This window comes from Paenibacillus monticola (assembly GCF_009664975.1).
GTDB classification, from domain to species: domain Bacteria; phylum Bacillota; class Bacilli; order Paenibacillales; family Paenibacillaceae; genus Paenibacillus_AQ; species Paenibacillus_AQ monticola.
Genome location: NZ_WJXB01000002.1, coordinates 405,753 through 425,866, shown reverse-complemented (window position 1 = coordinate 425,866; position 20,114 = coordinate 405,753). Strand labels below are relative to the sequence as shown.

General features: G+C 46.9%; 14 protein-coding genes. 13 read left to right on the top strand and 1 reads right to left on the bottom strand.

The genetic code is table 11. The features are described 5' to 3' along the window. The first annotated feature begins 101 nt into the window (after positions 1-101). The 4 genes from lacZ to GJB61_RS06400 all read left to right on the top strand — a co-directional run bounded on the left by lacZ (position 102) and on the right by GJB61_RS06400 (position 7,429). On the top strand, positions 102-3,167 hold the full coding sequence (gene lacZ, locus GJB61_RS06415; RefSeq protein ID WP_338115687.1) for a beta-galactosidase, LacZ type: 3,066 nt from the start codon (positions 102-104) through the stop codon (positions 3,165-3,167). Between the two features lie 250 nt (positions 3,168-3,417). Next, a complete protein-coding gene (locus GJB61_RS06410) occupies positions 3,418-4,995 on the top strand; it encodes a DUF342 domain-containing protein (RefSeq protein WP_154117634.1) in 1,578 nt (525 codons plus the stop codon). A 15-nt stretch (positions 4,996-5,010) separates the two neighbouring features. Further along, positions 5,011-6,873, top strand: a complete 1,863-nt coding sequence (locus tag GJB61_RS06405) for a GAF domain-containing protein (protein WP_154117633.1) — start codon at positions 5,011-5,013, stop codon at positions 6,871-6,873. A 64-nt stretch (positions 6,874-6,937) separates the two neighbouring features. Next, positions 6,938-7,429, top strand: coding sequence for a DinB family protein (locus GJB61_RS06400; protein ID WP_154117632.1), 492 nt, complete (start codon positions 6,938-6,940; stop codon positions 7,427-7,429). Here GJB61_RS06400 and GJB61_RS06395 read toward each other — a convergent pair. Then, on the bottom strand, positions 7,424-9,103 hold the full coding sequence (locus tag GJB61_RS06395) for an ABC transporter substrate-binding protein (protein WP_154117631.1): 1,680 nt from the start codon (positions 9,101-9,103) through the stop codon (positions 7,424-7,426). The two genes, GJB61_RS06400 and GJB61_RS06395, sit on opposite strands and share 6 nt — an antisense overlap. A 112-nt stretch (positions 9,104-9,215) precedes the next feature. Between GJB61_RS06395 and GJB61_RS06390 the strand changes: the two genes are divergently transcribed. From GJB61_RS06390 to GJB61_RS06350, 9 genes are all read left to right on the top strand, one after another. Further along, the gene (locus GJB61_RS06390) at positions 9,216-10,709 is read left to right on the top strand and encodes a DUF4153 domain-containing protein (RefSeq protein WP_154117630.1); all 1,494 of its coding nucleotides are present in this window, start codon (positions 9,216-9,218) and stop codon (positions 10,707-10,709) included. A gap of 21 nt (positions 10,710-10,730) precedes the next feature. Continuing rightward, positions 10,731-11,642 carry a copper amine oxidase N-terminal domain-containing protein gene (locus GJB61_RS06385; RefSeq protein ID WP_154117629.1) on the top strand — a complete coding sequence of 304 codons (912 nt, stop codon included), beginning with the start codon at positions 10,731-10,733 and terminating at the stop codon, positions 11,640-11,642. Positions 11,643-11,859: 217 nt separating this feature from the next. Beyond that, positions 11,860-12,558, top strand: a complete 699-nt coding sequence (locus GJB61_RS06380) for a Crp/Fnr family transcriptional regulator (RefSeq protein ID WP_195724254.1) — start codon at positions 11,860-11,862, stop codon at positions 12,556-12,558. A 13-nt stretch (positions 12,559-12,571) separates the two neighbouring features. After that, positions 12,572-13,000 carry a DMT family transporter gene (locus GJB61_RS06375; protein ID WP_154117627.1) on the top strand — a complete coding sequence of 143 codons (429 nt, stop codon included), beginning with the start codon at positions 12,572-12,574 and terminating at the stop codon, positions 12,998-13,000. Positions 13,001-13,060: 60 nt separating this feature from the next. Further along, positions 13,061-14,983, top strand: coding sequence for a BglG family transcription antiterminator (locus GJB61_RS06370; protein ID WP_154117626.1), 1,923 nt, complete (start codon positions 13,061-13,063; stop codon positions 14,981-14,983). A gap of 133 nt (positions 14,984-15,116) precedes the next feature. Beyond that, positions 15,117-16,559 (top strand): fructose-specific PTS transporter subunit EIIC, encoded by a 1,443-nt coding sequence (locus tag GJB61_RS06365; protein ID WP_154117625.1) that lies wholly within the window; start codon positions 15,117-15,119, stop codon positions 16,557-16,559. Between the two features lie 38 nt (positions 16,560-16,597). After that, a complete protein-coding gene (locus GJB61_RS32345) occupies positions 16,598-17,056 on the top strand; it encodes a fructose PTS transporter subunit IIA (RefSeq protein ID WP_154117624.1) in 459 nt (152 codons plus the stop codon). 232 nt (positions 17,057-17,288) lie between these two features. Further along, positions 17,289-18,980, top strand: a complete 1,692-nt coding sequence (locus GJB61_RS06355; RefSeq protein WP_195724253.1) for a methyl-accepting chemotaxis protein — start codon at positions 17,289-17,291, stop codon at positions 18,978-18,980. Positions 18,981-19,074: 94 nt separating this feature from the next. Continuing rightward, positions 19,075-19,818 carry an HAD family hydrolase gene (locus tag GJB61_RS06350; RefSeq protein WP_154117622.1) on the top strand — a complete coding sequence of 248 codons (744 nt, stop codon included), beginning with the start codon at positions 19,075-19,077 and terminating at the stop codon, positions 19,816-19,818. Positions 19,819-20,114: the final 296 nt, after the last annotated feature.

Here is a 20,114-nt window from a genome sequence, read left to right as displayed (position 1 = left end):
CTCTTAGATTTCTAGCAAGCTTCGCTTCGCTAATGTACAGCAACCTAAAGACGAAAAGGCTTATTTCACTTATTAGTATTAGACAAAAGGAGGGAATTCAAGTGACAGAGATCGTGCCCAGCCTGGACTGGCTGGAGGATGTCAATGTATTTGCGGTGAACCGACTGAAAGCACACTCGGACCATAAATATTATGAGACTGTACAAGAGGCTGAAAAGGGCGGGCCCATGGCGCTGCGCCATAGTTTGAATGGGAGCTGGAAGTTCAGCTATGCGGTGAATCCGGCCAGCCGGGCTGCCGAGTTCTATCAGGAGACTTTTTCCACAGAGGGCTGGGGACATATTGCTGTACCCGGTCATATTCAACTGCAAGGCTTCGGCCAGCTGCAATATGCCAATACGATGTATCCGTGGGATGGTCATGAGACACTCCGACCGCCACATATTTCGAAAGATCATAATCCGGTAGGCAGCTATGTAAAGTCATTTGTGGTGCCTGCTCAACTGAAGGACAAACCCTTATATATTTCTTTTCAAGGCGTAGAGTCGGCTTTTTACATATGGCTGAATGGTGAATTTGTAGGCTATAGCGAAGACAGCTTCACTCCAGCGGAATTTGATTTGTCTCCTTTTGTACGGCAGGAGGGAGAGAATAGGCTTGCGGTTGAGGTGTATCAACGCAGTACGGGCGGCTGGCTGGAGGATCAGGATTTCTGGCGTTTCTCGGGGATTTTTCGCGAGGTCTATCTGTATACGGTTCCGCAGATCCATGTGAGAGATTTGTTTCTGCGCACGGAGCTTGATTCATCCTACAGGGATGGAGTGCTAAAGATCCGTTTGGATCTGGCTGGGCAAGTCGCCGCCGGAAGCGTTAAGCTGAATCTATTGAACCCGGCAGGTCAGTCTGCTGGTGTTGTGGAAGCCAAGTGGATAGGGGAACCCTTAGCACTATCTATAGAGGTTAGTGCTGCTGAGCTATGGAGCGCGGAAATTCCTAATTTATATACACTTTTTATTCATGTATTTAATGAGGCGGGAGAGTTAATCGAAGCTATTCCGCAACGGGTGGGCTTCCGTACTTTTGAAATGCTGAATAAGATCATGAGTATTAATGGCAAGCGGATCGTATTTAAAGGGGTGAACCGACACGAGTTCAACTGCCGAAGAGGGCGGGCGGTCACCATGGAAGATATGCTTTGGGATATTAAGACTCTGAAGCAGAACAATATTAATGCTGTGAGAACCTCACATTACCCGAACCAGTCGGAATGGTATGGACTGTGTGATGAGTACGGGATCTACGTCATCGATGAGATGAATCTGGAAACGCATGGTTCCTGGCAAAAGCTTGGCGCCATTGAGCCCTCTTGGGTAATCCCCGGCGATCGGCCGGAGTGGCTGGACATTGTGATGGATCGGGCGGTGTCGATGGTGGAGCGGGACAAGAACCATCCTTCGATCATCATCTGGTCCTGCGGCAACGAATCTTTTGGTGGAGAGGTAATTTATAAGGTATCGCAATACTTTAAGCAGATCGACCCGGGCCGGCTTGTCCATTATGAAGGGGTCTTTAATGATCGCAGATATAATGACACTAGTGATATGGAAAGCCGCATGTATGCCAAGGTGGAGAGTATTGAAGAGTATTTGCAGAATGATCCACAGAAGCCTTTTATCAGCTGTGAGTATATGCATGCCATGGGCAATTCGCTGGGCGGAATGCATAAATACAGTGAGCTGGAAGAGAAGTATCCCCTATATCAAGGTGGATTCATCTGGGATTACATTGATCAGGCAATGATGGCAAAAGACCGCTACGGCCAGGAATATCTAGCCTTTGGTGGTGATTTCGGCGATCGTCCCACGGACTATAGCTTCTGTACCGATGGGATCGTATACGCGGACCGCAAGCTGTCGCCCAAGATGCAGGAGGTGAAGTTCCTTTATCAGGATATTAAGCTTATGCCGGATCAAACCGGTGTGACGCTGCGAAATGAAGGTTTATTTCAGGGAACAGATCACTATGATCTGCACTATAGCCTGCATAATGAGCGCGGTGAACTGGACAGCGGCATACTAGAGATACAGGTGGCAGCACAAAGTGAGCAATTCGTAGCCCTTAATCTGGGCGGGTTGACTGCAGCGGGCGAGTATTGGATCAACACGTCTTTGCGGCTTAAAGAGCGCACACTGTGGGCAGATGCTGGACATGAGATTGCTTTTGGTCAAAAGATATTTACGGTTGAAGCTGGTATTGCTGGCGGAATCGATCGAGCAACGACTGCTTCTGCCAACTTGGGTACCCAAGTGTTGCGGGTTGTGCATGGAGATGTAAATATCGGTGTAAAAGGCCGTGATTTCAGTATCCTGTTCTCCAAAGGGGCAGGCAGTCTTGTTTCTCTGAGCTACTCTGGCAAAGAGCTGATTGCTTATCCACCTGCACCGTTATTCTGGAGAGCTACTACCGATAATGATAAAGGAACCGCACTGGGCTTTCATGCGGGGGCTTGGTATGCAGCCAGTCTGCTGCCGAGATGTATAAATATTGAGGTGCTGGAAGAGGCGGGTCAAGCAACGGTAACGTTCGATTATCGCTTGAACATCAGCCCGGATGCGAAGGTGACTGTGGCCTATACCGTTCTTTCGGACGGCAGCATAGTTGTTAAATCCCGGTATGAGGGAACAGCAGGACTGCCCGAGCTTCCGATCTTTGCCTTATCCTTCAAAATCCCGGCAGATTACAACCAGCTGAATTGGCTTGCTCTTGGGCCGGAAGAGAATTATAACGACCGCTCTCACGGAGCAAGACTTGGGGAATTCAGTAACACTGCTGCCGACAGCTTGTCCGGCTATGTCGTACCACAGGAATCCGGCAATCGTACGGGTGTCCGTCGGGTCAGCATTACCAATGAGGATGGAGCGGGGATTGTCATCAGTGCTCTGGCTGCGAAGCCGCTGCAATGCCGCATCTCTCCTTATACAGCTTTTGAACTGGAAAATGCCTATCATCATTACGAATTGCCGCCTGTTCATTATACGGTGGTTACCGTAGCTAGAGAACAGATGGGTGTCGGCGGGGATGATAGCTGGGGGGCTCCGGTGCATCCTGAATATCGTGTGTCGTCTGATGGGATTATCGAATATGAATTTGTAATCTCGCGGGCTTGACTTGAAATGCATGCTTAGTTAGATAAGGCTGAATATCTAATAAACCGTAGCTCCAGATACTCTGGAGTCTATGGTTTTTTTATGTTGGAGCAACTGCCTAGATAAATCGGATTTTTTACACAACCTGTATACTTATAAAAGGTTGTCTTGACATTTCACTAAAAAATTAAGTGTACACTTAAGTAGTCTAGTGGTTGATCAAGCATAACCACAAGCTGTAAAACTTCTCACAACTACGGAGGAGATATAGATGGAGATATATAGAAACGACTATTTTATACTTCTTACCAAAGAAACCAGGGTATATATTCATTCATTTGCTGGCGGTTATCTCATAAAGGATTTTCAAAGCATATTAAACCAGTTTCCCCGTGTCAGTATTCGCAGCTTTGCTTCTTTGAGCAAGGCTCTAGAAGCTCCCCTCCATGAGCCGATTGAATTTGGTTATCTGAAGCCCAAGATAGAAATCATAATATCCAAGGATGAGATGGTTGCTCAAGCCAGGCTCCATATTACAGATCAGGAACTACAGGAAACAAGCCATTCCCTCCATTCCCAAATCATTGAGGCCATGCAGCAGCAAGGAATTAACGAAGGATATTTGGCAGATGCACTGCAGGGCCCCTGGCTGCTTAATGAGCCATTTGCGGTTGCAGAAGGACGAAGTCCAGTGAACGGTGAGGACGCGCGGGTTCGTTATTATGATATGTCAACAGTTCGCCCGCAGATTACGGAAGAGGATACAGCAGATTTTTTTGATATGAATTTTGTGGATGAAGTGAAAGTAGGGGACTGGATGGGAGAGTACCTCCCACCGACGGAGGGTACTTCCGGATACACGGTCCGGGGCAATCTGCTCCTGGCTCAGAAAGGCAAAGACAAGCAGCTTCATTATGACCCTCGCACCATTGCCGAGCAGCAGGAGAATGGACGCACTGTGCTTAGGGCCTTGATTCATGGCGAAGCAGACTGGAGAAATGGCAGAATCGCTGTCCTTAACTGCTTGCGAATTCATGGCGATGTTGGGCTGGAAACGGGAAATATTAAGTATGAGGGTAGCGTCAAAATTTCCGGGACTGTTCACGACCGTTATTCCGTAACTGCCACAGAAGATATTTATATTTGGGGCGAAGCAGGAATCGGAGCGGTTGAGCAGATTATTTCCGAGCAGGGCAATATTTATATTCGGGGCGGTATTTTCGGCAAAGGACAGACTGAAGTGCAGGCGCGTAAGGATGTATATGTCAAAAGCGCTAATGATTGTCGCATACAGGCAGGTAATGATCTATACATACAGGATTATTCCATAGGATGTACCTTGACGGCACGAAAGGTACTACTCAATAAAAAACATGGCAAAATTATTGGAGGCACAGTCAAAGCGGAATTGAAGGTAACCTCCTCCACTACAGGCAATGAAATGGAGCGGCCGACCACTATTCGGGTATGGGGTTTCAACCGAAACCAGGTCAAAAAAGATCTTGAGGCTCTGCTGTTACTCTATAAGGATACATTGGATGAAATACATAAGGTAGATTGTGAGATCGATTTGTACGGCCTCTATATAAACAAGCTGGATGCTGAGGATTTGCTGAATTACAGCCTTCAATTTCAGAAGCGTAATGAGCTTGGTATCCGCCTGCAGAATCTGGAAGAAAGGCGGAATACGATTATGAATGTACTGAAAATCCGCGGTGAAGGAGAAGTGGGGATTTTCAGCAAAGCCTATCCCAAAACTATACTGCAGTTCAAGGAAGTTGAGAAAAGGATTGAGCATACTACAGCCGGTTTTTTCTTTGTAAATGATAACCGATTGCACATTGAATAGAGGAGTGGTTGGACTGTGAATGACGATCCGGTTTTTTACCGTTTTGAAAGCCTGATTCTGGCTATCGATTTTTTTACGCAGCGCTTCAGCCAGGAGCAATTGGCGGAATTCTCCTTTGAATTCGTCAATGAAATTTTAACGCTTAACGAGTCGGCCTTATTTATCCGCAAAGACAAGAAGTTTATACTTAGCAAAAAGCGGTTGTACACCTATGACGAGTATGAGGTAGATGATACAGAGCAGCTCAACCATTTGGTGACTCATCACGGCAATTGCCTCTGGTCTGATTTTGCTTTCTATCTGGAGCAGCAGGTGATTGAGGATTTCCAGATCGGTCTGTTAATTCCGCTGATGATCGATTCCCAATTGTATGGATTTATTATTTCTAGCGGCAAAATCATCGGGGAAATTCTTCATGATGACAAGATTATCGCCAGTACGCTGATGCGGCTGATCAATAATTCTATGGAGAATAGCAAGCATTTTATAGATTTGCAGCAAAGCAATGCTCTGCTGGATCAGAAAATATTCAATCTGTTCACCATTAATCAAAGCTCCAAGGCGCTTTTGTCTGAGCTGAACCTAACCAAGCTGCATGCTCTGGCTACTGACGTATTCAGTGAACTTTCTATGAGTCAGGTCACCTCATTTGGTTTATATGATTCCCAGATTGGTAAAATCAAAATAGTAGGTTACCGCAATGTCACTTCTTTCACTTCCCTTTACATCGAGCTGGAGCTGAGGGAAACTCAATATGATGGACCCGTTGTTCTGCATATCCAGCAGGATGCTGCTCTGATCAACAAGTATTTTGTGGATGGGGGACAGTTCCACCGTCTTGAGGCGCAATACATTGTCCTGATTGTCGGCAATCGCCAGATCATGGGGCTTGTCACGCTTGGAGCTTCTGTCCAGGGCAAACCCTACGATGCTTCACTCTTCGAGGTGATTGAGTCTCTGGCTACCTCTACTTACATAGCAGTGAATAACAGTATGTTGTTTGAGGAATTGGATTGGCAGAAGAAAAACGCCCAGAATAAGCTGGATATGCTCATCAATCTTAACAAACTCACTAAAAATATTAAGCATTGCACTACATTGGAGGATTTATGCTACCTTACGCTCAAAACAATGAAATTTGCCTTCGGTATCCGCAAGGCATTTATTTGTTTCCGTAAGAGAGGCAGACTGGAGATTGTCGATAGCATAGGCATGGGTGACAATCTGCGGAGTATGGATTTGCCTGCAAAGCTGGTGGAAGCTTGCCGAGAAGGTGAGACCCAGTACGGCTTCACCGCGGACAGCTTAGCTCTTTTGTGTGGAGAACCGCTTCCCGAGGATTGGGGGGACAGTAATGGTTTTGTAATCAGTCCGCTGTCTTTCAGCAACCAGAGGCATGGGGATCAGGTGGTTAGTGTCGAACCGGACGGGGTTCTGATTGTCTTGGAGACAGAAGCTCTGTTAAAGGAAGAAGAAATTCTGCTGATTGATTCCATTGCAGCAAATATCTCTCCGGTGGCGCATCATATTCATGAAGCTGCTGCGTTGAGACAGGCGTACATAGAAGATCCCCAGCAACTTTTCCTGTCCGCGCTGCAAGTTAAAATTGATGAGCATCACAAGGATCAGTTGGACTTCTATGCGTACTGGTGCAAATTTACAAAACATCCCTTTCAGCCGCTGAGGGTTCCCGAGGAATTGGAGAATGCAGAAGTGTTCTATTTGGACGGATATTTATTCGTACTAAGCTATTCCCCTGTAACCCTCTCATCCCTGAATCCTATTGACAATAGGTATGATGTATCCCAATTGCTTAATGAGTTCAACGGATTCATGCAGACCAGAGTGGATTCGGAGATTTTGTCTTCTTTGCAATGATCTGGAGTATACTTTTATTAGCACAGAACAAGCACAGGAAAATATCACTTAATGGAGGAATGACATGCAGACTCTGTTTCGCTATAACTGGATGGTTCGCGAGGAATGGTATAAGTGGTGTGAGAACTTGCCTGAAGCAGAGCTATTAAAGCCCCGTACAGGCGGAGCCGGCGGGATTCTGAAGACGCTGTTCCATATTGCCGATGTGGAGTGGAGCTGGATCATGTCTATTCAGGGGAAGCCTGATTTTCAGGAGGACTTTGAGCAGTACCGCAATCTGCAAAAGGTACGTGATCTGGATGCAACCTTCCGGCCTGAGGTAGAGCAATTTGTAAGGGCCTGGAATGAAGGATTGGAGCGGAAGATATTTGAGGACCGCCGTCCGGATGGATCGATGGTTACCGATGCTTGGGGTGAAGTGATGCGGCATGTGATTGCCCATGAAATACATCATGTGGGGCAATTGTCCATTTGGGCCAGAGAAGTTGGAAAGACGCCGGTCTCGGCAAATCTAATCGGCAAGGGGCTTATGGATAGTCTGCCTGGTAGATTATAAAAGCGGCGGAAACCACACATGGCGCAGGTCAACCCAGCCTTGACTGTTGAAGGTTACGCCGCGGACGGAGGGCAGATAGGCAGTTTGGGTAGGCTTTTCATACAAAATATGCAGGTGATGTTCACTCGTCAGACGGCACTCAATCTGTTTGAAGCCTGCGGCTCTAGCCTGTGGGTCAGGCTCGCGTGCGATCCGCTTTAGCCTGCTTTCGATATCCATCCGGGTATGGGGCTCGATATGCTGGGCTAAAGTCAGGTAAAGGTCGAACAGCCGAAGCTGCTCATCTTGATCGCGGAATAGGGAAAAGACGATAAAGTCGGATTCCAGCCGGATTGAGCCTTTGAATTCCTCTGGGGAGACGGTGACGATCTTGCAGGCATAACCATGCCTTGCCAGGGCTGCAGCAATGTAATCTGCATCTCCAGCGTACTGTGGGATCGTGGCAATCTGCAGGGAAAATGGCTGTTCAGCGACTTTTTCAAATTCTATGATGCTTATGGATTCTTCTTGTAAACAGGATATAATCTTCGCCCGCAGGAAGGGATCGCTCAGCGGCCCCTTCTTTTTGGTGTTGCAGGTCACAAATTTGCGGATGGAGGACGCGGAATGAATCCGGCTCCAGGAGGAAGGGTCAGCTGAGGAGGGATTCTGGATGACATGAAAGGCTGCACCGTTGTCTGCTGAAGCCGCTTCAATATCCCACGGAACATAGATGACTTCTACACGATCCAAGTGAGCCCGTCCCTGAAAATAATACGGAAACACCTCCAACACGCAAGTGTCCTCATTCATCTCGACCACCTTAAACGGTCCTGTACCCAATGGTCTGCGGCCAAAGCTGAGTTCACTCATTCCTTCCAGTTCACGCGGCACAATTGCAGCCCGGCTAGTACATAAGAAGGGGAGAAAAAGCTCATTCGGCTGTTTAAGCTGAATCCGAACCACAGAGTGGCCCAGCGCTGACACCTCTTGAATTTCCTTGGAAATAAAACTATACAAAGTCCGTTGTGACGTTAGAATCAGCCGCTGAAATGAATAGACAACATCCTCAGCCACAAGCACTTTCCCGTGATGGAACAGGACCTCCTTGCGCAGAAAAAAAGTCCAAACCGTGCGGCTCTCATCCACCTCCCAGGCATGTGCAAGACCTGGTATAATCTTGTCCTCTTCGCCTCTCCGCGCTACCAGCCCGTCAAATACGTGACTGGCAATAAAGGATTCCGCCAGCAGATTCATATACAGAGGATCAAAGCTGTGCAGTTGCTGAGTAATTGGCAACCGGAGCGTATCAATCTGCTTATCGCTGCGCATCTCGGAATGGTGTCCAAAATAGGTCAGCAGCCAGCCCTGCAGCGTATCCTGCAACGCAGAAGAACGGGCATGTGTCTTAATGCCTTCAATGGCATGTTGAATATCTTGACGGCTAATGGCCTGCATCATGGATTGCAGGGCAATCTCCTCAGAGGGAACAAGGAACTCCATCATAGAGCGGTGTCCGCGTCCGCGTCTTGGAGTCCAGGTGATCCAAGCTTGCTCGACCATTTTATTGATAATATGCAGTACATTGCGGTGTGTGCAGTTCAAGACCAAAGCCAGCTCATCCAGAGTGACAGAGATTTCTGCTGCTTGTCCATAGTGGGAGTGAAGCTTCAAAAATTGGCTGTGCAGCTTCATAGGGATAGCCCCTCTCCTAAAATAGGAAATATCTCAAAATTTCTTTCTCTTTATTTTCTTATTTTATCATTTAGAATAAGGAATAGAAAGTAATAAAATGGAGGTATTTACCATGACCGATGAAGCTAGATCTAGGCCGGTATCCGCCTTAATTGCTGCATTTCTATTGGCTATTATTCATCAGTACTTGTTCTATGGGAAAATGGCGGGCGTATCTTATCCCATCTTTGTGAGTCTGTTCTACGTCTTTATGCTGTATTATGCCAAGGATAAGATACGCAAGCCTACAGGATTCAGCTATACTTTACTAGGAGTGATCGCTCTACTTTCCTTGACGAATGCCTTATTTCATAACTGGTTTTTCTTCGGGCTGAATTTGTTGGTGATCCCAGTGCTGATCATACTACATATGACTTACCTGCTTAGTGACAAGCGGCCTTCCTGGAGTCGGATCGGAATTATTGGCAATGCCCTGGAGCATTTTTTTCCGCAGACTCTAAGGCATTGGAACACCGTATTAACGATTATCAAAAGAACCAGCGGGCGCAAACTGCAGGATGAACGCAAACAGGTGCTGATAAAAGTGCTGATTGGATTGGCTATATCTTTTCCGCTGCTGCTGATTGTGATTTCACTGCTCTCATCGGCAGATGGGGTATTCAAGCATATACTGGATGAATTTCCTACCTTACTGGACCGAATTTCGTTTGGTGAAGGAGTTGTGCGGGTACTCTGGGTTGTTATGCTGGGACTGGGCTTCTTCGGCTTAGTATGGGGATTTGTAGATTCGAAGATTTATAACTGGACCTTGCCGCAGCCTAACGAGAGCGAGCTTGAACTGGAGCCGATAACCTTTAAAGTCGATCCGGTGATCATAACGACTATACTCGTCGCTATTAATACGGTTTATGTGCTGTTCGTATTTGTACAATTTTCTTATTTGTTCGGTGCATGGGAGGGTGTGCTGCCTGCCGACAGTTCCTATGCGGATTATGCCCGGAGTGGTTTCTTCGAGTTAATTATGGTAACGGCGATTAATTTTGTGATTCTGATGGTGGCACTACTTTTCAGCGGAAAGAGCAATCAGTTGTTGCACAGAATCATCAATGTCCTGCTGTATGTGCTGGCCGGCTGTTCCACAGTGATGTTATATTCTGCCTACACGCGGCTGACGCTTTATGAACAAGCCTATGGATACACGTATATTCGTTTCCTGGTTCATTCCTTTATGATCTTTCTGGCGTTGCTGCTGTGTCTCGCCGCAATACGGATAAGCAAGAAGGAGTTCCCACTGGCTAAATGCTATATTATGCTCGGCTTGCTTTCCTATGTTGTTATGAACTATATAGGAATGGACGTTATTATCGCGAATAATAATATCGACCGATATGAAGTAAGCAGTAATATAGATGCCGCATATTTGTCTAGGCTGTCGTCTGAAGCAATTCCTACCTTAATCAGCTTTAGTCGTAATGCGGAGGGGATATTGGACCCCTATCTGCAAGAGAAACTTGGGGATATGAGGCAAATGGAACGGAGCTGGCCGTCCTTTAATGTGTCAGAGTATCGGGCGCAGCGGGCGTTGGAGAATTATTTTAGAAAGTGAAGATATTGAGGGGATGACACAATGATCCGGAAGGCAGGACTGCAGTTCTTGATATTCATGCTTTTTTCCTTATGCGGAATCGGTTCGGCGGTTGCAGCTTCAAATCTTAAGATTATGGTAAATAATTCGAGTGTCGAGTATGGAGTATTGCTGGTTTCTGGCAGAACAATGGTGCCGATTAAGGTTTTTCAAAGTTTTAATAATACGGTTATTCAGTGGGATGCTGTAGCAAAGAAAGCGACAATAACAAGAGATGCTACGATTATTGAGCTTATTGCCGGTAAATGGATGGTGTCGGTTAACTCCAAGCTTGTACCGCTGGACGCTCCCGTAAAGATTGTGGAAGGCAGAGTCACTGTACCGCTAAGATTCATTGCTGAGGCGCTAGGTGCCAGCGTGAAAGTAGATGCTATAACAAAAACAGTCTGGATTCAGGAAAGCGCCAGTGCAGCTATTGTAAAAAACTTTAACAGCGGTGACCTGGTAATTTCGAGAAAAGCTGCCATGCAAATGCCGGTCGATGAAAGCGAACCCTATCAACTGACCGCTGATGATGAGGCTTTGTCTGTAACTTATTATTTTCCTAAAGGAAAGTCGGATCGCTATTTCGTTGTATATGGGGATTTAGTAACGTACTACGAAATCTACCATAATATTAAAAAAGTGATGTGGGCAGCAGATCTGGACAGCTCCAAGGAAGCGGTCAACAAAGATATTACGTTTCTGTTCGGACACCCCGTTCAAAAAGAATATGGAGTAAAACCCGTTCTATCTGATGGGTATGCGTATTTCTATGATAGTATATGGGGAAGTCAGGTTCTTTATGGAATGGTCTATACAGATGGAACCTCCGCAGAATCAGGTCAACTGAATGACTGGCCCGACACACGTTACTATTTCATTGTCGCTATCCCAGGGGAGACCAAACTCTAGGATGTACAAACCAGCTAGCTGACCAAGTTCAATAATAGTAACAGTAATTCTAACTCGAACCAAATGTTTACCAGTCCCTTTGCAGTGGATTGATAACATTTGGTTTTTATTATGTAACCCGCATAAGTGCGAAGTTATCATTTAAGGACATATGTCCTTTTTCTGCTGGGCATTCTAATCTACACTGAAGCAAGTAAACATAAGGAGGATGCAGAGAATGCAGACGATTTATGACCGTGAAGCAATCCGCGTCCTGGCGGTGGAGCACGGTCTGGACGGAATATTTAGCCCGAGGGTTACCCAGAAGATGGAGCTGCGGTGTTATGAGGATGGGGAAGCTATCTGCTCCGTTGGCGATCATATTGATGGTCTATTTGTGCTGGTCGAAGGGAAGCTTAAGATCCAGACGTTGTTGCCCAATGGAAAATCAATGCTGGTGAGGTTTGCCAAACCGATGGCGCTTATTGGAGATGTAGAATTATTACACCAGTATCCCGTCAAAAATCAGGTCAACTCCGTAGGTCACAGCCTGCTGTTGGTGGCGGGAAGAAAGTTGCTGCTGCGAGAGCTGGAGGAAAATGCAGCTTTGCTCCGCTTTCTGGTCGGGGAGCTAAGTCATAAGTTGTATACACTAGGGCAGACGTCAGCCCTCAACCTGCTGTATCCGGTGGAGAATCGCTTTGCCAGCTATTTGCTGTCTTTATTTGCCGACAACAGCGGCGCCCAACGTGTGGAGGAGATCCGTACCTCAAGCCTGATCGAGACAGCAGAATTGCTTGGAACGAGCTATCGGCATCTGAATCGAATTGTGCGGCGCTTCATTGATGAGGGGATGATTGCCCGTAAGCGTGGCCGCTTGAGCGTACTTGATGAAGCCAAGCTGTCAGAGCTGGCAAACGGGAATTTGTACGAATAGACAGGGGGATATCATGGCAGGCATCTTTTATTCTCTGCTCGCAGGGATCGTGATTGCAATTCAAGGGGCAATGAATACACGGCTAGGTGAAAAGGTAGGTTTTTGGCTAACCAATTCCTTTGTTCACGGCTCGGGATTTATTGTATCCTTTATTATTTATCTCTTTATTCGGGATGGTCATCTGGGTCAGTTTCAGTCGGTCAATAAAGGTTATCTGTTTGGCGGTGCTTTGGGCGTGCTCATAGTATTCTCGGTTATGCAGGGGATGGGACGACTCGGAACGGCGTATTCGGTTGCTTTTATACTGGTAGCCCAATTGATCTTTGCTTTGATCATCGATAGTATGGGGCTGTTTGGTGTGACGAAGACACCATTACAATGGAACAAGCTCGCTGGTATTGGCGTGATGATTGGTGGAATTCTGATTTTCAAAGGAAAATGAGGATCTTCTAGGTTATGTTATAATCTACTATAAATAGTACGATTAAGGATAGGTGAATCCATGAATGAGCGGCAGCGCAAAGTTCTCTTGCGGTGCATCAAGCCGGAGGTCGGTCCCGTAACCGCAGCAGTTATCGCCGGAGAACTGAAGGTGTCGGAGAAGACCATTCGGAATGATCTCAAAATTATCGATGAATGGCTGTCAACAAACAGTTTCGGAGAGATTGTCAGAAAACCGAATCAAGGCATCTTCGCCATAATCAGTGAAAGCCAGCGGCAAGATATTGAAGCGGCGCTGAACGACCCCTCAACAGGTTTGTCAGAGGCTACTAGCCGCTGGCTTGCGAATCTCAAGCTGCTGCTGTTGGATTCCTGCAAGGTCACGGTTGATAAGCTTAGTGACCGTTCATATACGAATAAGAACATCATTTATGAAGACTTGGAAACGCTTCAGAAACACTTGGGGAGTTATGGATTAAAGCTGGAAAGCTCCCGTAAGGACGGCTATCAAATTAAAGGCGAGGAAGAACGGATACGGGAGTTTTTCCTCAACTCTATTATAGAGCTTCAAGCCCGTTGGATTCCGGGGACCATTCTGGAAGAGCTCTTTTTGGATTCTGATGCCCAGAAAGCCCGCCATATCGTTCGGGTGGCAGAGAGAAGTTTAGGTGTGGAGTTCTCAGGCGAAGCTTTACATTATTTAAACTATACGATTCTGTTGACAATATCACGCGTCAAGCTGAACCATGTCTTAACTGTAACTAAGGCCGTTCCGGTTCCTGCACATGATGCTGTTGCGCTGGAGTTAGCCGCCGAGATTGAGCAATTATTCGCGCTTCGACTTCCAGAGACGGAGAAGAATTATTTGGCCTGGATGGTTGGCGGGGCTAAGCGTCATGTTAATTTCTCGAATTTTGGCGCGACGAATCCCTCGGAGCAAGCACAGCATATGGGAGCTCATCTCATCAGTCTCGTCTCACTTCGGACAGGACTTCCCTTCAGCAGAGATTCCGAACTGGAGAAAGGTTTGGTCTTCCACTTTGAAGCATCCTTAAGCCGATTGGCCGGGGGGGTCTCTTATCCCAATCCGCTGCTGAAGGAAATCAAACGGAGCTACTATTATATTTTTGATATAGTGGCTGAGGTAGTGCATAAGGATGAGCTTCTGGTATCATATCTGTTCACCGATGATGAGATATCCTATGCGGCTCTGCATTTCCAAGCGGCCTTTGAAAGGATTTCCCGGCATGATGGGGCAGGAAATCGCATTCTGATCGTATGTTCTATGGGCGTTGGCATCAGCATGCTTCTAAAGACGAAAATCTGTCGTAAGTTCACTTCCTTGACCGTTGTCGATGTCATCAGTGAAGAGAATTTGCGGAGGGCTGACAAGGATAGCCTGAAAGATATTGATTTTGTAATCAGTGTGATTCCGTTAAAAGGGGCTCCGCTCCCGGTGATCGTCGTTTCCCCCTTATTCATGGAGGAGGATGAAGAGCGTGTGGAAAGCTTTATCGATCGACATATGCACCGCCGTTCCTATCCGTTGATAGCTAGTTTACTCCACCCGGGTCGTCTCCTGTTAGATCTTGTGATCGACCATCCATTTGAAGCCATGATGGACCTTGCTGGACTATTGGAACAGGAGGGAACCGTGAAGTCCGATTATGCTGAGACCGTTATCATTCGTGAGATGCGATCGCCGACCACGGTGGGTGGCGGACTGCTACTGCCGCATGGAGAGACTTCCCTTATCCTTTGTTCTTCTGCAGCCTTCGCTCGTCTGAAGGCCCCGATCTTCTGGGGACAGAGCGAGATCGAGTGGGTTTTGCTGCTGGCTTACATTCCGGCCTCCAGAGAGGAACACCAGGAATTGTTTCACGAGATTACCGATTTTATCGAAGACAAGGAGCTGCTTGAGAGTCTGCGAACAGCAACCCCTGAGAAGACTATGACACTTTTGGCAGGTGAGAAACGGGGGTAGTCTCCGCTTTTTTACCGGTATATGCGGAAGTAATCCTGCCGCTTCTTCATTCTTTTGCAGCTATGATAGGTATACAACCTGATAAGGGTTCTGTTATTTCAGGGGAGATGCCAGCAATCAAGGAGGAGAAGTAATGAAGCTATTAGGAATAACTGCATGTCCAACGGGCATTGCCCATACGTATATCGCTGCGGAGAAGCTATCCAGAGCTGCGAAAGAGCTCGATGTGGAGATCAAGGTGGAGACACAGGGGTCTGTAGGCACAGAAAATGTATTAACCGATAAAGATATTGCGGAAGCGGACGGTATTATTATTGCCGCTGACAAAGGGGTAGATCTATCCCGGTTCGCAGGCAAGGCAATCTATGAATGTGGAACGAAGGATGCTGTCAAAGATCCGAAAAGGCTGATCCAACTATTTTTGGATGGAACAGTGGTTGCGCCGCAAGCCTCCAAGAAGCTGAAATCTGTTGAGGAAGCGAAGCAGGAAATCCGAGGCAAGCAAAATCTGATCTACCGTCATTTGATGAGTGGTGTATCCTACATGATTCCGTTCGTTGTCGTTGGTGGATTGCTGATCGCACTGGCACTAGCGATTGGCGGCGAGCCGACTCCCACTGGGCTAGCAATTCCGGAGAACTCTTTCTGGATGCATATCAGTGATATTGGAGGAGCAGCTTTTACCTTTATGGTGCCGATTCTGGCCGGGTTTATCGCCTATAGCATTGCTGACCGTCCCGGTATTGCACCTGGTATGATCGCCGGATTTATTGCCGCGAATGGCAGCTTTTACGATAGTTCTGCAGGCGCTGGCTTTATCGGCGGTATCGTAGCCGGGTTTCTGGCCGGATATTTAGCACTTTGGATTAAGAGATGGAAAGTACCCAAAATGGTCCAGCCGATTATGCCGATCTTGGTGATCCCGATTATCTCCACCTTACTTACAGGCGCAGTATTTATATTTGTCGTAGGTAAACCGATTGCTTCTCTGATGAATGGTCTGACCGAGTTCTTAAATGGGATGCAGGGAAGCAGCTCCATACTGCTCGCACTGATCCTCGGGGCCATGATTTCCTTTGATATGGGCGGACCGGTGAATAAGGTCGCATTTCTGTTCGGAACCTCGATGATTGGCGCGGGGAATGTTGCGGTCATGGGAGCAATCGCTGCAGCAATCTGTACGCCTCCTCTAGGTATGGGATTAGCTACGCTGCTGCGTAAAAATCTGTACAACAAGGAAGAAAAGGAAGCGGGGAAAGCTGCGTTAGCAATGGGTTTATGCGGCATAACCGAAGGCGCAATTCCATTTGCAGCCGGTGACCCGCTGCGGGTGATTCCAAGCTTGATGGTAGGTGCGATGTCGGGAGCAGTCATCGCTATGCTGGGTGGAGTTGGGGACAGCGTGCCGCATGGTGGTCCAATAGTAGCGTTACTTGGAGCGATTGATAATGTTCTGATGTTCATCATCGCCATAGTAGTGGGTACCTTTGTTACGGCATTCTGTGTCAATTTCCTGAAGGATTTGAAGCAACGCAAGGACAATGTGAGCAATCAAAAACAAGCAGCAAGAGAATAACTACAAATAGAGAACAGAAGAGATAGGAGTAAAGAATTATGCTGATTACAGATTTACTTAAACCGGAAAGTATACAATTAACGCTGGAGTCCACTGGAAAACGGGAAATTGTTAGCGAACTGGCTGGACTGCTTCAGCAAACTGGGGCTTTGAGTGATCAAGCTGTCTTTGAAGCATCTGTATTAAGCCGTGAAAAGGAATCTTCTACAGGTATTGGCTTCGGGATCGCAATACCGCACGGCAAATCGGAAGGCGTAGCCAGACCGGCCATCGCACTTGGCATTAGCCGGACTGGCGTGGATTGGGACAGTATCGATGATGAGGATGTAACTATTGTATTCATGCTGGCGATCCCCCAGCATCAGCCGGGTAATGAACATCTGAAGATATTGCAGCAACTCTCCCGCAAGCTGGTGGATGACGATTTCCGCGCCGCGTTGGCGGAAGCTGCCAGTAAAGAAGAAATATACGCATTGATGGCTCAGATTGCGATCTGAGGGGATTTGCGAATAGCATTGGAATAACAAAGAGATTGCCTTAGGTCATTTTAAATGACTTGTGGCAATCTCTTTTTATATCAGAATAGTACTTTCAGCTTACTCTCAGTTCGATTTCAGGTTCATTTAAGCCTGGAGTTGTAGGATGAAAGTATCAGAGAGGCTACAGGATATACATACTGATTTACAAGTTTCACGGTGCATATTACATACAGATATGGAGGAAATAACTATGTTTAAAGGAATTCGGGCGAGAATATTATTAGGTTTCACCGCTGTTATCATTGTCTTCTTGGTTGCTATTGCGGGTAATACCTTGTTTCAGGGAAAAGTTTCCATGCTGACAGATCAGGCTAATCGAAACTGGAATAAACTATCGCTGGTTCAAGGATTGACGGATAAGATCCGTAACGCGGATGAATTGGGTGCCCGTTATATCATGGGCAACACGGATGCTGGAAGCACATATCTCGCTCAGTACGAGGCCATCCTGCCGACCATTAGCGAATCGATAACTGCACTTAAGAGCGAGGGGTTAAGTGAAGCGGAGCTCAAAGGAGTCACCGACCTGGAAGGGAAATGGAATGATTACCTGACTGTACTCAAAGAGGCCTTCGCCTTAGCGAAGGCTGGGAATTTTCCGGAAGCTCAGAAATCCTTCACCAACTTATCTCTTAACTCAATGATTGAATCTCAAGTAGTCTTCCAAAAAATGCTGACAGAAGAGATCCAAAAGGAGCAGACCCAAGCGGACGAGCATCGTAACAATGCAATGATTGTCAGCTTTGGAGTGACGGGCTTATCGGTTGTATTGGCATTGATTATTGCCCTCCTGCTATCGGCGCGGATTCTTAAACCGCTTCGTGATGTAAACCATCAATTAAAAGAAATTGCTGATGGTGACGCTGATCTTACGCGCAAGCTAAACGTCCGTTCGAAGGACGAAATCGGTGAATTAGCAACGAATTATAATAAAATGACAGATAATCTGAGAGCAATGATTGAACAGGTTAACCAATCAGCTAAGGGTCTAGCAGTTTCCTCTGCCAAGCTTACTGCGGATAGTGGTTCGACCGCTGAGGCTACGGAACGGATAGCAGATATTATGGGTGAAGTTGCTTCTGGAACGGGCCAACAGATGAATGATTTACAGACCAATATGACGACAATTTATGAAATGTCGATAGGGATCGGCCAGATTGCTACCAGCGTACAGGATATTTCTGAGGCTTCACTGCGCTCCGCAGAATTTGCAATTGCCGGTGATGAATCGCTTCAGGCTGCTGGCCAGCAGATGGCCTCGATCAATCACTCCATTCAAACATTGTCCGGACAAGTATTAGGTTTCGTGAAGCGTTCCCAGGAAATCAGCAGCCTTGTTGGTGTAATTAAGGGAATTGCTTCCGAGACGAACATGCTGGCACTGAATGCAACGATTGAGGCGGCACGGGCAGGTGAGCATGGCAGAGGGTTTGCCGTAGTTGCGGATCAGGTCCGCAAGCTGGCGGAGCAATCCGCTGAATCGGCCAATCTGATTGCTGACATGGCGAAGGGGATACAGACAGATGCTGATGTAGCCATGAAGGTTATGAAGAGCAGCATCATCGAAGTAGAGGGGGGCACAGAAATTATCCAGGAGGCCGGACGTTCCTTTGGAGAGATTCGTTTATCTATAGACTCATTGGCTGGACAAGTTCAGGAGGTCTCAGGAGCAGTAGAAGAGATTACCGCTGCCACGGATGAGATTGTAGAATCGATCCGCACCGTTACGCTAATCTCTGAAACCACTGCCGCGAGCACCCAGAATGTATCGGCGGCTTCACAAGAGCAAATGGCCTCGGTAGAGCAAATTGCTTCCTCGGCGAGTGAGTTGAGTACAATGGCTCAAGGGCTGCAGGGATTAGTAGCCAGATTTAATGTGTAACCTTGAACGCAGGACTAAGGTTACAGACCGAGAATAAGTAAGAGGGAGAAGGATCTGCAGCACTTCCTCCTACAGCCTGCGGTTCTAATGTCCAATGAAAGTAGTGATACATTTGAAGGAGCTAGTCAATAGCAAGAAAGCAGTGTTTTTCGATGTGGATGATACATTATACAGCCAGTTTGCTTTAACTAAGGCTGCGCTGGATGCCGTACTAAAGCTGTCGGATACATTTCCTTACGAGCAAGCTTATTTTCGGATCGGTCAGCATAGTGAACGGTTATCTTTAGCGGGTAATCTTTTGCAAGCCTCACCCCACAGCGAACAGTCCAGAGGAATGAGAGAACAGCGCTTTATAGATGCGCTTGCAGAGTTTGGTATAAGCATAAGTGAGGTACAGGGAGCGGAAATTCAGCGGCACTATATCCAGCTGCAGGGACAGATGAAGCTGTTTGAGGGTGCGGAGGAGTTACTGGAAAAGTTGCTTGCGAAGGATTATGTAGTCGGTATTATTACGAATGGTAATGAAGAGCACCAGTGGAAGAAGATTCGGACCCTCGGTCTGGAACGTTACATACCCGAAGATCGGATTTTTATTTCCGCAGCGGTGGGATATACGAAGCCCGACCCTCGAATATTCCAGTTCGCTAATGAGCGAACCGAAACAGCCCCGCAGAACTGCCTCTATATAGGTGATTCCTGGCAGAAGGACATTGCCGGCGCTCGCGCGGCAGGGTGGAGTGCGATCTGGTTTAATCCATTGGTTGCCGCATCTGAGTCTAGTTACGAGCCATATGGAGTTGTAAGTAGTTTTGCGGAGTTAAAGCAGCTATTGATGTGATAATCTAAAGATTCATAGACTTAGGGCGGAGACATATTTCCGCCCTATTTAATGTTGGGATTTGTGGATCGTAAGATAGCACATAAAGAGGATAGAAATTGTCATCGACTAAGACCTAACTATATCTTATATTATTACCATTATTAGTTAGTTTATAGTCAGCCCTCGAGGTTCGGTCACAGTAACTTGCGATTAAGGTTGGTAGTTTTGCCTGTTTACGCAAGAGGTTGAGCGTTCTTTTTGCTGCGAAAGTTAAGATTACCTTGACGCTATTATAAACTCACAACTAGTAATAG

Bases quoted from the DNA above. Each gene is read 5' to 3' on its own strand.
- GJB61_RS06410 (WP_154117634.1), top strand. From the start codon at position 3,418: ATGGAGATATATAGAAACGACTATTTTATACTTCTTACCAAAGAAACC.
- GJB61_RS06400 (WP_154117632.1), top strand. From the start codon at position 6,938: ATGCAGACTCTGTTTCGCTATAACTGGATGGTTCGCGAGGAATGGTAT.
- GJB61_RS06395 (WP_154117631.1), bottom strand. From the start codon at position 9,103: ATGAAGCTGCACAGCCAATTTTTGAAGCTTCACTCCCACTATGGACAA.
- GJB61_RS06390 (WP_154117630.1), top strand. From the start codon at position 9,216: ATGACCGATGAAGCTAGATCTAGGCCGGTATCCGCCTTAATTGCTGCA.
- GJB61_RS06385 (WP_154117629.1), top strand. From the start codon at position 10,731: ATGATCCGGAAGGCAGGACTGCAGTTCTTGATATTCATGCTTTTTTCC.
- GJB61_RS06380 (WP_195724254.1), top strand. From the start codon at position 11,860: ATGCAGACGATTTATGACCGTGAAGCAATCCGCGTCCTGGCGGTGGAG.
- GJB61_RS06375 (WP_154117627.1), top strand. From the start codon at position 12,572: ATGGCAGGCATCTTTTATTCTCTGCTCGCAGGGATCGTGATTGCAATT.
- GJB61_RS06370 (WP_154117626.1), top strand. From the start codon at position 13,061: ATGAATGAGCGGCAGCGCAAAGTTCTCTTGCGGTGCATCAAGCCGGAG.
- GJB61_RS06365 (WP_154117625.1), top strand. From the start codon at position 15,117: ATGAAGCTATTAGGAATAACTGCATGTCCAACGGGCATTGCCCATACG.
- GJB61_RS32345 (WP_154117624.1), top strand. From the start codon at position 16,598: ATGCTGATTACAGATTTACTTAAACCGGAAAGTATACAATTAACGCTG.
- GJB61_RS06355 (WP_195724253.1), top strand. From the start codon at position 17,289: ATGTTTAAAGGAATTCGGGCGAGAATATTATTAGGTTTCACCGCTGTT.
- GJB61_RS06350 (WP_154117622.1), top strand. From the start codon at position 19,075: ATGAAAGTAGTGATACATTTGAAGGAGCTAGTCAATAGCAAGAAAGCA.